Annotated in this window: 15 protein-coding genes; 12 read left to right on the top strand and 3 right to left on the bottom strand. The window is 71.0% G+C overall.

The window, feature by feature from the left end; translation table 11 throughout:
* Positions 1-122 precede the first annotated feature (122 nt).
* Complete coding sequence (locus IFU11_RS18580) at positions 123-971, top strand: DNA/RNA non-specific endonuclease (protein ID WP_192019900.1); 849 nt, start codon at positions 123-125, stop codon at positions 969-971.
* Between the two features lie 28 nt (positions 972-999).
* On the opposite strand, the gene IFU11_RS18575 is transcribed toward IFU11_RS18580, so the two are convergent.
* Both IFU11_RS18575 and IFU11_RS18570 read right to left on the bottom strand, forming a co-directional pair.
* The gene (locus IFU11_RS18575) at positions 1,000-1,500 is read right to left on the bottom strand and encodes a MarR family winged helix-turn-helix transcriptional regulator (protein WP_064295883.1); all 501 of its coding nucleotides are present in this window, start codon (positions 1,498-1,500) and stop codon (positions 1,000-1,002) included.
* Between the two features lie 106 nt (positions 1,501-1,606).
* The gene (locus IFU11_RS18570) at positions 1,607-2,218 is read right to left on the bottom strand and encodes a TetR/AcrR family transcriptional regulator C-terminal domain-containing protein (protein WP_192019899.1); all 612 of its coding nucleotides are present in this window, start codon (positions 2,216-2,218) and stop codon (positions 1,607-1,609) included.
* Positions 2,219-2,312: 94 nt separating this feature from the next.
* Between IFU11_RS18570 and IFU11_RS18565 the strand changes: the two genes are divergently transcribed.
* From IFU11_RS18565 to IFU11_RS18530, 8 genes are all read left to right on the top strand, one after another.
* The gene (locus IFU11_RS18565) at positions 2,313-2,918 is read left to right on the top strand and encodes a biotin transporter BioY (protein WP_137242662.1); all 606 of its coding nucleotides are present in this window, start codon (positions 2,313-2,315) and stop codon (positions 2,916-2,918) included.
* The gene (locus tag IFU11_RS18560; RefSeq protein ID WP_192019898.1) at positions 2,915-4,072 is read left to right on the top strand and encodes a class I adenylate-forming enzyme family protein; all 1,158 of its coding nucleotides are present in this window, start codon (positions 2,915-2,917) and stop codon (positions 4,070-4,072) included. The genes IFU11_RS18565 and IFU11_RS18560 overlap by 4 nt, the downstream gene beginning before the upstream one ends.
* Positions 4,065-5,213 (top strand): thiolase family protein, encoded by a 1,149-nt coding sequence (locus tag IFU11_RS18555; protein WP_192019897.1) that lies wholly within the window; start codon positions 4,065-4,067, stop codon positions 5,211-5,213. Before IFU11_RS18560 ends, IFU11_RS18555 begins: the two co-directional genes overlap by 8 nt.
* Positions 5,210-5,920: an energy-coupling factor ABC transporter ATP-binding protein gene (locus IFU11_RS18550; protein ID WP_192019896.1), complete on the top strand. Its 711-nt coding sequence runs from the start codon at positions 5,210-5,212 to the stop codon at positions 5,918-5,920. The genes IFU11_RS18555 and IFU11_RS18550 overlap by 4 nt, the downstream gene beginning before the upstream one ends.
* Before the next feature lie 4 nt (positions 5,921-5,924).
* On the top strand, positions 5,925-6,521 hold the full coding sequence (locus IFU11_RS18545; RefSeq protein ID WP_137242666.1) for an energy-coupling factor transporter transmembrane component T family protein: 597 nt from the start codon (positions 5,925-5,927) through the stop codon (positions 6,519-6,521).
* Positions 6,518-6,847 carry a CHY zinc finger protein gene (locus tag IFU11_RS18540; RefSeq protein ID WP_137242667.1) on the top strand — a complete coding sequence of 110 codons (330 nt, stop codon included), beginning with the start codon at positions 6,518-6,520 and terminating at the stop codon, positions 6,845-6,847. The genes IFU11_RS18545 and IFU11_RS18540 overlap by 4 nt, the downstream gene beginning before the upstream one ends.
* A 145-nt stretch (positions 6,848-6,992) precedes the next feature.
* Positions 6,993-7,214: a hypothetical protein gene (locus tag IFU11_RS18535; RefSeq protein WP_137242668.1), complete on the top strand. Its 222-nt coding sequence runs from the start codon at positions 6,993-6,995 to the stop codon at positions 7,212-7,214.
* Complete coding sequence (locus IFU11_RS18530) at positions 7,211-7,600, top strand: type II toxin-antitoxin system VapC family toxin (protein ID WP_161578572.1); 390 nt, start codon at positions 7,211-7,213, stop codon at positions 7,598-7,600. Before IFU11_RS18535 ends, IFU11_RS18530 begins: the two co-directional genes overlap by 4 nt.
* 99 nt (positions 7,601-7,699) lie before the next feature.
* Here the strand turns inward: IFU11_RS18530 and nhaA are convergent, their stop codons facing one another.
* Complete coding sequence (nhaA, locus tag IFU11_RS18525; RefSeq protein WP_137242669.1) at positions 7,700-9,001, bottom strand: Na+/H+ antiporter NhaA; 1,302 nt, start codon at positions 8,999-9,001, stop codon at positions 7,700-7,702.
* A gap of 160 nt (positions 9,002-9,161) precedes the next feature.
* On the opposite strand from nhaA, the gene IFU11_RS18520 reads away from it, so the two are divergent.
* From IFU11_RS18520 to IFU11_RS18510, 3 genes are all read left to right on the top strand, one after another.
* Complete coding sequence (locus IFU11_RS18520) at positions 9,162-9,890, top strand: VIT1/CCC1 transporter family protein (protein WP_137242670.1); 729 nt, start codon at positions 9,162-9,164, stop codon at positions 9,888-9,890.
* A 199-nt stretch (positions 9,891-10,089) separates the two neighbouring features.
* Positions 10,090-10,263 (top strand): CsbD family protein, encoded by a 174-nt coding sequence (locus IFU11_RS18515; protein ID WP_086472763.1) that lies wholly within the window; start codon positions 10,090-10,092, stop codon positions 10,261-10,263.
* Between the two features lie 272 nt (positions 10,264-10,535).
* Complete coding sequence (locus tag IFU11_RS18510; RefSeq protein ID WP_192019895.1) at positions 10,536-11,807, top strand: HNH endonuclease signature motif containing protein; 1,272 nt, start codon at positions 10,536-10,538, stop codon at positions 11,805-11,807.
* The last annotated feature ends 173 nt before the right edge of the window (positions 11,808-11,980 follow it).

Here is an 11,980-nt window from a genome sequence, read left to right as displayed (position 1 = left end):
GGTCAAGAGAGCGCTCTCATTTGTTGTGGAACGGGTGCACGATCGTGAACGGTCGGTGACGTCGTGGCCATCGGGCGGGTCCCCCGTTCCGATTCGATCGGATTCATGATCGACTCATTGCCATGACCGGCTTCGATTCAGGCTTCCTCGACCTCGCCGACCCGCTGCAACTCCCGGCACCGGCCGAACCCGCCGGGCTGGCGCGCCTCCGCCGTCTCGACTACACGCACTTCACCGTGCTCCTCGACCCCGACCGCCGCTTGGCAGCCGCGACCGCCGTCGACATCGACGGCGCCGCCCTCCTCGACCTCGGGCGCGGCGACGACTGGCACCTCGACGACCGCGTCCCGGTCGAGGAGCAGGCCGGCCCGGAGCTCTACGCCCGCAACGACCTCGACCGCGGCCACCTCGTACGCCGGAGGGACCCGGTCTGGGGGCCCGTCGAGATCGCCCGGCAGGCCAACGTCGACACCTTCTGCTACACGAACGCCGCCCCGCAGGCTGCGGACTTCAACCAGTCACTCGAGCTCTGGAACGGTCTGGAGGACCTCGTCCTCGAGTACGCCTCGGCCGGACGCCGGCGGCTGTCGGTCTTCACCGGGCCGGTGTTCGCCGACACGGACCCGCTGTACCGCGGCGTACAGATCCCGCGCCGGTTCTGGAAGGTGGCGGCGTGGTCGAACGACGGAGCGCTCGCGGCGAGCGGCTACCTCCTCGACCAGTCGGCGCAGCTCGACGACCTCGACCTCGGCCGGACCAGTGCGATCGACGACACGCAAGACGCCACCACCGTGCCCCCACTCGGCCCGTTCCGGACCTTCCAGCTGCCGATCCTCGACCTCGCGAGCGTCACCGGTCTCGACTTCGGGTCCCTCGCCTCCGCCGACGTCCTCGAGCCGGCTCCCGCGACGGTGCGCCCAGACACCGACACCTGGATCGAGCTGAGCAGCCCGTCCGACCTGCGGTTCTGAGGCAGGTCCGGAACCTCGACCCAGACCCCTACCGACGCTCGAGCGCCGCGCCGATGACCCGGAGGCTCTCGATGAGCACCGCAACCTGCTCATGGCTGAGGCCGGCGAGCATCGCGTTCTCGTCGTCCACCAGTCGACGCATCGCCTCGTCGACCCGCTGCTGACCGAGGGTCGTGAGGACGACGATCTTGCTCCGGCCGTCGGCCTCGTTCTTCTGTCGGGCGACGAGCGAGCGTGCGGCCAGACGGTCGAGCTGACTCGCGAGGTTGCCGCTCGTGATGCCCAGTCGGGTGGCGAGCATGGACGGCGTCAGCCCGTCCGCTCCGTGCTGGCGGAGGATGGAGAGGAACTCGAACTCCCACGGCCGCAGGTTGCTCGCGGCAAACGACAGTCGTCGGACCTCCTGGAGGTGCGGCACGAGCCGACGGAGACGGGACACCACGTCGAGCGGTGCGAAGTCCACGTCGGGCAGTGCGTTCGCCCAGGCGTCGATGACGATGTCGACGTCGTCGTCATCACCCTTCGCCATCGCCTGCCTCCCTCGCGTCCTGCCTGCACCAACGCTACCGTGGGCCGCCGTCGATCCAGACGGTGGGCGGTTCCATCCGCGCTGTGCTATCGCGTACGTCAAGCGGTCAGCGGACGGAGAGCGCCGACAGGCCGTCGATGAGGAGGCCGACCCCGAAGGCGAACGCCTGTGCCTGATCCTCCTGGCCGAGCGGATCCGTCGCACCGTCGGCCAGCACGCCGACGCTGTCGTACTGCATCCGTTGCTGCTCGTGCGACACGTGCCCGAGGATGAAGTGGAGCAGCACCGTGCCCGCACGACGACTCGTCGCATCGTCGAAGCCGGCCACCGACACCGCGTCCGTCAGCCGCGTGAGCGCACGTCCGGAACCGAGCCCGAGCGCGTAGGTGCTCGACACCACCTCGGCCCCGTCGCGATAGGCGAGGAGGGCGTCACGCAGCGCCTCCGCCTCCACGCGCGTCCGCTCGCGCCAGTCGGAGCCGGCCTCGGACACGGCGTCGCCCGGTGCCGGGTGGGCGTCGACGATCCGGTCGGCGAGCTCGGCGATCAGGGTCTGCTTGTTCTCGAAGTGCCAGTACAGCGCGCTCGGCTGGACGTCGAGCGACGCGGCGAGGCGGCGCATCGTGAGGTCGGCCAGGCCGTGATCGTCGAGGATGCGGAGGGCCACCTGAGCGACGTCGTCGCGCCGATGGCGACGCACTGTTGCGGGACCGGACATGAGCACCACTATAGTGAACGCTGTTCAGGTGAACACCGTTCAGGTGCGATCCACCGGCCCCAGGCGAACCGACCAACCCGACGAAGGACCCAGCATGAGCAGACTCCGGATCGACGCGACCGACATCGCACGCATCGCCGTGTTCGCCGCCATCGTGGCCGCCCTCGGCCTGCCCGGCGCGTTCTCGGTGCTCGGTGCGGTGCCCATCACGGCGCAGACCCTCGGCGTCATGCTCGCTGGCGCGGTCCTCGGCCCGTGGCGCGGCATGCTCTCCATGCTGGTGCTGCTGGCCCTCGTCGCCATCGGCCTGCCCCTCCTGTCCGGCGGTCGCGGCGGGATCGGCGTCTTCGTCGGACCGAGTGCCGGGTACCTCCTCGGCTGGATCGTCGGCGTCTTCGTGATCGGGCTCATCGTGCACGCCGGCGGGCGTCGGCTGCGCTGGTGGCGCACCGCGCTCGGCGTCTTCATCGGCGGCATCGGCGTCATCTACGCGTTCGGCATCCCGGTGCAGTCGCTCGTCACGCGCCTGCCGCTCGGCGAGACCGCCCTGCAGAGCCTCGTCTTCGTGCCCGGCGACCTCGTGAAGGTCGTGCTCGCGACGGTCATCACGATGACGCTCGCCCGCGCCTACCCGCGCGCGTTCCGCAACGCGGCCGGCGCCGGCTCCACGCGTCCCGGCGAGCCCGCCCGGATCGGATGACCGTGCATCCAGGGCACCTCGTCCCGCTGCGCGGCGGGGCGCCGACCGACCTCGTCCGTCGGGCGCTCGAGGTGCGGGCGGCCGGCGGCGTGCCACTGATCGGCGACGACCGGTGGAGCGAGTCGTACTGGCGTTCCGTCCGCGACCGCACCACCGCGGCCGGTCCACAGCCGGCCCAGGGCTGGGCGACGCTGACCTCCGGCACCACGGGCGAGCCGCGCATCGTGCTCCGGACCGCCGAGTCGTGGGCGGACTCCTTCCCGGCCGTGCGCACGCTGCTGGACCTCGGGCCGGACGACGTCCTGGCGCTGTCGTCGCCGCCCGCGTCGTCGCTGTCGCTGTTCTCGGTCGCCCATGCGGCCGCCGTCGGTTGCTCGCTCGCCCTCCCGACCACCCACGCGCTCACCCCCGACGACACCCGTGACGCGACCCGGTTCCACGGGACCCCGAACGGCCTCCGGGCGCTGCTCGACGGCGAGGTGCCACCCCGCCTGCGGGTGGCGTTGATCGGAGGCGCCGCACTCGACCCCGGACTCCGCGCCAGGGCGGAGGGCCTCGGCATCCGTGTCGTGTCCTACTACGGTGCCGCCGAGCTCTCCTTCGTGGCGGTCGACGATGGCGCCGATCCGAATCGACCGGGCCTCCGCGCCTTCCCCGGCGTCGAGCTCGAGGTCCGGGACGACGACGTCCTCTGGGTCCGATCGCCGTTCATCGCGACCGGGTACCTCGGGGGCTCGGGACCGCTCCGACGCGACGGCGACTGGTCCACCGTCGGCGACCGCGCACGGATCGACGACGGGATCGTCACGCTCCTCGGCCGATCCGACGACGCGATCCTCACGGCCGCGGCGACCGTCATCCCCGCCGACGTCGAGGAGGCCCTGCGCCGACTCCACGAGGTGGACGACGCCGTCGTGCTCGGTCTGCCGAACGCCGGGGTCGGATCGCTCGTGACGGCCGTGTTGGAACTGCACCCGGGCTCGCGTCCGACCCGCGCGATGCTCCGCGACGCCCTCGCTCCGCTGTTGCCGCCGACCCATCGGCCCCGACGCTGGTTCGTCGTCGACGAGCTGCCCCGGACCGTCACCGGCAAGGCCGCCCGCGCGGAGCTCGCCGACCGTCTCGCGGCAGGGACGGTGGCGTCCCTTGACTGAGTCGCACGCCCTCCCGCGCATCGTCGCGGCCCGCCGGACACCGATCGCGACGCGCGGGCGCGCCCTCGCCGCGCTCACGGTCGAGCAACTGGCGGTCCCCGTCGTCCGCGCCGTGCACGATGACGCGACGCACGTGCTGGGTCTGCCGCCGGTGGTCGCGGACGTCGTCCTCGGCAACTGCATGGGGCCTGGCGGCAACCCTGCCCGTGTCGCGGCACTCGGGGCCGGACTCGGCTTCACCGTGCCCGGGCTCACCGTCGATCGGCAGTGCGGCAGCGGCCTCGCGGCGATCATCGAGGCGTCCACGGCGATCAGCGCCGGCGACCATCGGCCACGGATCGCCGGCGGTGTCGAGAGCGCGTCGACCGCGCCGACCCGTTCCGTCGACGGCGTCGCCTACGCACGCGCACCGTTCGCACCGGCGGGATGGCACGACCCCGACATGACCCGCGCCGCGGAGGACCTCGCCGAGCACGACGGGATCTCCCGCGAACGCCAGGACGCCTACGCGGCGCGGAGCACGCACCGTGCGGCGAGCGCCGTCGCCGCCGGACGGTTCACCGACGAGCTCGTGCCGCTGGTCGGGGCGGCGGAGCAGGACGATGCGCCGCGCCGCGGGATCGAGCGTCTGCTCCCCCGGTTCACGCCGCTCTTCACCGACGGCTCCCTCACCGCAGGCAACACCTGCCGGGTGAGCGACGGAGCCGCCGCCGTGCTCGTCGTGCCCGGAGGGCCCGCCCACGGGAGCACGACGCCCGGTCTCGCCGTCCGGGCGCACGCCGTCGTCGGCTGCGACCCGGCACTCCCGGGGATCGGGGCCGCGCCGGCGATCCTCGACGCCCTCGACCGGGCCGGCGTGGACCTCGCGCAGGTCGCCGCGTTCGAGATCGTGGAGGCGTTCGCGGCCCAGACGCTCGCCGTGCTCGACCGGCTCGGTGTCGCCGAGGACGACGAGCGTCTCTGCGCCGACGGTGGCGCCCTCGCGCTCGGTCACCCGTGGGGCGCAAGCGGTGCGGTGGCCGTGGTCCGCCTGTTCTCGCGGCTCGTCCGCGGCGGGGCTCCGGCGGGCACGATCGGGGTGGCGGCGGCCTCGGTCGGTGGCGGTCTCGGCGTCGCCGCGGTGTTCGAGGTCGTGCGATGATCGGGGACATCGACCAGTCATCCGCCATCCGTCTCGACGGCGTCACCGCACGTCTCGGCGACACCGTCGCTCTCGACGACGTGACGCTCCACCTCGACGACGCGCGCATCGCGGTCATCGGGGCGAACGGCTCAGGCAAGTCCACCTTCGCCCGGCTCGTCGGGGGCCTCACGCGAGCGACCGCCGGCAGTGTCCAGGTCCACGGCGTCGACGCCGCGAAGGACACGGCGACGCTTCGACGACTCGTCAGCATCGTGTTCAGCAACCCGGACGCACAGATCGTCATGCCGACGGTGGCGGAGGACGTCGCGTTCTCCCTCCGCGGCACGAAGGCATCGAAGGCCGACATCGCCGCGCAGGTCGCCGACGCGCTCGACGAGTTCGGTCTGACGGCGCTCGCCGACCGGTCCGCCTACGAACTCTCCGGTGGCCAGAAGCAGCTGTTGGCGCTCTGCGGGGCCGTGATCCGGCGGCCGGCGCTGCTCATCGCCGATGAACCCACCGCCTACCTCGACGCCCGCAACAGCGCCGCCGTCGCCGACCACCTCCTGCATCCCGAGGCGGGCCATCAGCTCCTCCTCGTCACCCACGACCTGGAACTCGCCGCCCGCTGCGACACCGCGCTGCTCTTCGACGGCGGGCGGGTCGTCGCGCAGGGTGGACCCGAGGACGTGATCGCGGCCTACCGCGCGAGTCTGCGGTCGTGACGGCGTGATCACCCTCTACCGCCCTGGCTCCGGCTGGCTCCATCGCGCGCCGGCCGGCCCGAAGGCGCTTGGCATCCTCGTCGTGGTGCTCGCGATCTCGCTCCTGCCGACGAGTTGGTGGACCGCGGGCATCGCCACCACGGTGACCGTCCTCGCCTACCTCGTCTCGGGCCTCGGCCTCGGCGAGCTCGGACGGCAGCTCCTGCTCATCCGCTGGATCATCACGATCACGGTGGCCGGCCAACTGCTGTTCCTCGACGTCGAGTCCGCGGTGTCGAACACGTCCCGGATCGTCGCCGCCATCCTGCTCGCGGCGCTCCTCGTGCTGAGCACGCGCGTCGCCGACCTGCTCGACGCCTTCGAGCGCGTCCTCCGGCCCCTGGGTCGCTTCGGTGTCGACCCCTCCCGCATCGCCCTGATGCTCGCCGTCGCGATCAACACGGTGCCGGTCCTCGCCCGCTTGGCGACGAGCGTCCGGGAGGCGCAGCGGGCGCGTGGGGCCGGGTCCAACCTGGTGACCTTCGTCGTGCCGTTCCTCGTGGTGTCGCTGAAGCACGCCGACGAGCTCGGTGAGGCCCTCACCGCTCGGGGCGTCCGGTGAGCGGCGGCGACACCGCGCGCGTCCTCGGCAAGACGGTCGACGACGAGACGCGCTGCGTCCACTACGCGACCCCACTCGACGTCATCGCGATCCGCTTCGCCTGCTGCGGCGAGTACTACCCGTGCCACCTGTGCCACGCGGAGTGCGCCGACCACCCGGCCGAGCAGTGGCCGCGCGGGCAGCGCGACCGGGAGGCGATCCTGTGCGGCGTGTGCTCGACGGAACTGACGATCGAGCGCTACCTGGAGGTCGACGCCTGCCCGAACTGCGACGCCCGGTTCAATCCGGGCTGCCGCCTGCACTCGGCGTACTACTTCCAGCCGTGACCGTAGACGCTCACTGCATCGAGCCCACGGTGCACGCTCGGGAATCGCGCGGTCGGCAGAATTCGGTGTTACACCGAAACGCTCAGTGTTACACTGAATTATGCCCACGAAGCACGCTCGCACGAACCTCACCCACACGCCGCAGGTGAAACACGCACTCGAGGTCGCTCGGATGCACTGGCCGGACGAGGATCGTGAGAGCGCCTTGCTGTTGAACCTCTTGGATGCAGGGGCGAAGGCGCTTGAAGCCGGCGAGCAGTCCACCACGGAGCGCCGTCGCGCGCGCATCCTCGACACAGCGGGCAGGTACACCGGACTGTATGAAGCCGATTACTTGGATCAGGTCCGCGAAGGCTGGGCCGAGTGATCGTCCTCGATGCGGGCGTTCTGATCGGTTTCCTCGATGGGTCGGATGCTCACCACGGCGCCGCTGTCGCCCTGCTCGAAGAACACCCCACCGGCTACCTCGTTCACCCACTCACCGCTGCCGAGATCCTCGTGGGGCCCGCAAAACGCAATATCGAGGATCAGGTTTGGCACGACCTGAGAGGCATTGGCGTCGAGGTGGCCGAACTCGGCTCCGACGAACCGCTCGCCCTGGCCCGACTGCGAGCACAGTGGGGGCTGAAGATGCCCGATACGTGCGTTCTCGCCACGGCAGAGAAGTACGATGTCTCCCTCGCGACCTTCGACCGTCAATTGGCCGGCATCGCGAGCCGCGCCGGCCGCCTGATCCCTGATCTCGGGTCGTGACACCGCAGCGCTGCGCGAGGCGCTCCAGCCACACTCTTCCGGAAGCCACTCCCACACGTTGCGGTACCACCCTGCAGGGCTCTGATCGGATGCACGCACCTACCTCGGCGCTTGCTCGGATCCAGCCGTGACCGCCCGCCGGTAGACGCGGTTGCGGGCGGCGAGGATCGCGGCACCGATAGCGGCGGCGATGAGCGAGCCGGCGAGCACACCGACCTTGACGTGGTCGTCGGACTCGCTGCCGACACCGAAGGACAGTTCACCGACGAGCAGCGACACCGTGAATCCGATGCCCGCGACGAACGCCATGCCGACGAGGTCGACCCAGCGGATCGACGGGTCGAGGCCGAGGCCGGGCAGTCGGGTGACGAGGAACGTCGTCACCAGGATGCCGATCGGCTTGCCGAGGACGAGCCCGGCGATGATCCCGAGCGCGATGGTGTCCTGGAATGACTCGACGAGCCCGGAGATCCCGCCGATGACCACGCCCGCGGAGAAGAAGGCGAAGATCGGGACGGCGACCGCCGTGGAGACGACGCTCCAGCGATCGGCGAAGTGCGCCGCGAGGCCTTCGTAGACCGGGCGCCCCTCGGCGGTGGTCCCCACCTGGACGCGGGCGCGCTTGGTCGAGAAGACGGGCACCATGAAGCCGAGCAGCACGCCGGCGACGGTCGCATGGATACCGGAGGCATGGATGAGCGCCCAGGTGCACAGACCGAGCGGGATGAGCACCCACCAGGCCCGGACGCCGCGCTGGACGAGCACGGCGAAGACGGCGAGCGGCACCGCGGCGAGCGCCAGCGGCAGGAACTCGATGTGGTCGGTGTAGAAGATCGCGATGATGCTGATGGCGATGAGGTCGTCCACCACGGCGAGCGTGAGCAGGAAGGTCCGCAGTGCCGGCGGCAGGAACTTGCCGACCACCGCGATCACCGCGACGGCGAACGCGATGTCCGTGGCGGCCGGGATCGCCCATCCCTGCAATGCGTCGGGCCCGGCGCTCAGGTTCACGAGGACGTAGATGACGGCGGGCACGGCCACTCCGCCGACCGCGGCGGCGATGGGGAGTACCGCGGTCTTGGGGTTCCGGAGCTTGCCGGCGACGAACTCCTCCTTGAGCTCCAGACCGACGACGAAGAAGAAGATCGCGAGGAGTCCGTCGGCCGCCCAGGCACCGACGGAGAGGTTCAGATGGAGCGCCTCCGGACCGAAGGTGAAGTCCCGGACGCTCAGGTAGAACTCGGAGGCGCCGGTGTTGGCGAGCACGAGCGCGAGTGCGGTGGCGACGACGAGGAGGGCACCACCGACGGTGTCCTGTTGGAGCGTCTGGTGGATGCCTCGCCAGATCGAGTGCGGGGCCTGGTCGGCCGGCAGGTCGTGGCAGCGGTGCGCGTCGGGCATGCGGATCCTTCGGGTGAGGGTTCGGTCGAGCAGCAGAGCGATCTCGATCGATCGCCCGCCGACCAGACTTCCCGGCGCACCAGCCTCCATTCTAGGCGATCGGGTGGGGGATCGGCCGGGAACCGTGCGCAGGCGGCCTGCGCAGTGCTTGGATGCATCCATGAGCTCCTCACCACCGACCGGCGGCCACCCGGACGAACCGCACCGCGGTGACCTCGCGGGCCGCTTGAACTGGCTCCGTGCGGGTGTGCTCGGCGCGAACGACGGCATCGTCTCCGTCGCGTCCCTCGTCGTCGGAGTCGCCGGTGCCACGACCGACAGCGCCCCGCTCCTCGCAGCGGGTGTCGCGGGGCTCGTCGGTGGCGCGATCTCCATGGCCCTCGGCGAGTACGTGTCGGTGAGCAGCCAGCGGGACAGCCAGCGGGCCCTCATCGCGAAGGAGCGGCGGGAGCTCTCCGACGACCCCGAGGCGGAGCTCGCGGAACTCGCCGGGATCTACGAGGCGAAGGGGCTCCAGCCGACGACCGCGAGGCGGGTCGCCGAGGAGCTGACCGCGCACGACCCGCTCACGGCACACCTCGAGGCCGAACTCGGCATCACCGAGGACGCGGTCGTCAGCCCGTGGGCGGCCGCCGGCGCGTCGGCGCTCGCCTTCACGATCGGGGCGCTGCTCCCCCTGCTCGCGATCCTGCTGCCGCCACCCGAGGTGCGCGTCCCGATCACCTTCGTCGTCGTGCTCATCGCGCTGGCGCTCACCGGCTTCACGAGCGCGAGGATCGGCGGCAACCCCGCGCTCCGCCCGACCGTCAGGGTCGTGGTCGGTGGAGCGCTCGCCCTCGCCGTCACCTTCGCCATCGGCACCCTGCTCGGCACGAGCGGCGTGGTCTGATGGCCAGGGTCCTGGCTGTCGGGGACGAACCGACGACGGGTGTGCTGGTGCAGCGGTCCGGGGAGTTCTCTGGGAGTCTGCTGGAGCCCCGCCCGGACGTGGAGCTCCCGGGTGTAGAAGTGAAGGGCGTCCACCAGGTCGCCCTGTCGGATTCGATCAGTGCGGATCGACAGCCCGAAGAACATGTGAGGAGCACCATATGAGCGCAGCAGACAAGATCAAGAACGCCGCCGAAGACCTCGCGGGCAAGGCCAAAGAGGCCGTCGGCAAGGCGACCGACAACGACAAGCTCGTCGCGGAGGGCAAGGCCGACCAGGCCAAGTCCGACGTGAAGCAGGCCGGTGAGAACGTGAAGGACGCGTTCAAGAACTGACCTCCCGATCACACGAACGCCGGTGCCCCGCTCGGGTCACCGGCGTTCGTCTGTCTGCGGGGGGGCCGACTCGGCTCACCGCCCCCGGAGAAACCCCGCCAACCCGGTGGACCTCCCCCGGTCCCTGAGCCTGTCGAAGGGCCCACGGGTGAACCCCACGAGTCCGGCATGCCTCCTCCGCTCCCTGAGCCTGTCGAAGGGCCCACGAGCAACTTCCACAGCCGTCCCGACTCAGCATCTGGAATGTCAGTGGTCCATGGTGGACTGGTTCCATGACCGAGACCACCCTCACCGCGATCCGCGTCGGCGACGAGTACGCCGCGCAGCTCGCGGAGTTCTCGGACGAATGGGCAGAGCTCCACCGGCAACAAGCCGTCCTCGACGCCCGCAAAGCGCGCCTCCTGGCCCGCTCCGCCGCCTATGCGGACGCGTTCGCCGACGCCACGGTCCCGGCGATCTTCCCGCCGGCCGAACGGCAGGACCTCTCCCGCCGCTCCACTTGCGCGGCCCTTGCGATGGCGACGCGAACGCCGGAACGGACGATCCAGCGTGCGACCAACGACGCCGAACGTCTCGTGAACGACGCACCGGCCGTGCTGGCGTCGCTCGAAGCGGGCCGCATCTCGGCGCGGCACGCACAGGTGATCACCGACCAGCTCTGCGACGTCCCACCCGCGGGCCGGGCCGCGTTCCTCGAAGCAGTCCTCCCCGTGGCGGAGCGCATGACCGCCGCCAGGCTCAAGGGCCGCGCCCGAGTGCTGCGCGAGCGACTCCACCCCGAGTCGATCACCGCACGCGCGGTCCGCTCCGAGGCCGACCGCCGCGTCGAGTTCGAGCCGGCCGCCGACGGCATGGCATGGGTGCACCTGTTCACCACCGCGCCCATCGCGCAGGGCATCACCGAGCGGGTCGAGGCGGCGGCGGCGGAGTCGCGCGCAGCTGGTGACACTCGCACCTGCGCCCAGCTGCAGGCGGACGCCCTCGCGGCGCTCGCGCTCACCGGCGTGACCCCGGAAGACGTGATGTTCAGCCCAGTGCTGCCGCACCCGATCGAAGTGCAGGAGCACATCAAGCCAACCGTGCAGATCACGGTCCCGGCACTGAGCATGGCCGGCGTCTCCGACGCCCCGGCCACCCTCGACGGGTACGGGCCGATCGACCCGGAGACCGCAGCCCGTATCACGGTGAACGCACCCAGCTTCACCCGGATCCTCGTCCAGCCCGAGACCGGCGCGTTGCTCTCCGTCGGGCGGAATCAGTACCGAGTTCCGGCCGACCTGCAACGCGCGGTGCGGCTTCGGGACGGCACCTGTCGTGCACCCGGTTGCGGCAGGCGCGCCAGAGCCTGCGACCTTGATCATTCGGTCGCCTGGGACGACGGCGGGACGACAGATGTCGGGAACCTCGCCTGCCTCTGCCGACATCACCACCGGATGAAGCATCTGCCCGGATGGAACCTCGACCACGGACCCGGCGGGGTGCTCGACTGGACAACGCCCGATGGGAAACGCCACCGGACCGAACCGGATCCCGCGCCGTTCTGACCCCCGCCGGCCCCTGAGCTGCGCCGCGCTGAGCCTGTCGACGTGTCGAAGGGTTCCTCATGGGCACTTCGACAAGCTCAGTGACCGGGGGAGGTGTACCCGGAACGATTCGGTCCCTGAGCCTGTCGAAGGGCACTCCGGTTGCGCCACCTCCGTGACCGGGAGAGGTTCAC

It is taken from the genome of Plantibacter sp. CFBP 8804 (genome assembly GCF_014841225.1).
GTDB lineage: Bacteria > Actinomycetota > Actinomycetes > Actinomycetales > Microbacteriaceae > Plantibacter > Plantibacter auratus.
Note: the sequence above shows the minus strand (reverse complement) of the source record. Positions and strands in the feature narration are given on the sequence as shown.

Excerpts from the sequence above, each read along its gene's own strand:
- IFU11_RS18515 (WP_086472763.1), top strand. The coding sequence starts at position 10,090 with ATGAGCGCAGCAGACAAGATCAAGAACGCCGCCGAAGACCTCGCGGGC.
- IFU11_RS18550 (WP_192019896.1), top strand. The coding sequence starts at position 5,210 with ATGATCGGGGACATCGACCAGTCATCCGCCATCCGTCTCGACGGCGTC.
- IFU11_RS18580 (WP_192019900.1), top strand. The coding sequence starts at position 123 with ATGACCGGCTTCGATTCAGGCTTCCTCGACCTCGCCGACCCGCTGCAA.
- IFU11_RS18570 (WP_192019899.1), bottom strand. The coding sequence starts at position 2,218 with ATGTCCGGTCCCGCAACAGTGCGTCGCCATCGGCGCGACGACGTCGCT.
- IFU11_RS18510 (WP_192019895.1), top strand. The coding sequence starts at position 10,536 with ATGACCGAGACCACCCTCACCGCGATCCGCGTCGGCGACGAGTACGCC.
- IFU11_RS18565 (WP_137242662.1), top strand. The coding sequence starts at position 2,313 with ATGAGCAGACTCCGGATCGACGCGACCGACATCGCACGCATCGCCGTG.
- IFU11_RS18520 (WP_137242670.1), top strand. The coding sequence starts at position 9,162 with ATGAGCTCCTCACCACCGACCGGCGGCCACCCGGACGAACCGCACCGC.
- IFU11_RS18560 (WP_192019898.1), top strand. The coding sequence starts at position 2,915 with ATGACCGTGCATCCAGGGCACCTCGTCCCGCTGCGCGGCGGGGCGCCG.
- nhaA (WP_137242669.1), bottom strand. The coding sequence starts at position 9,001 with ATGCCCGACGCGCACCGCTGCCACGACCTGCCGGCCGACCAGGCCCCG.
- IFU11_RS18575 (WP_064295883.1), bottom strand. The coding sequence starts at position 1,500 with ATGGCGAAGGGTGATGACGACGACGTCGACATCGTCATCGACGCCTGG.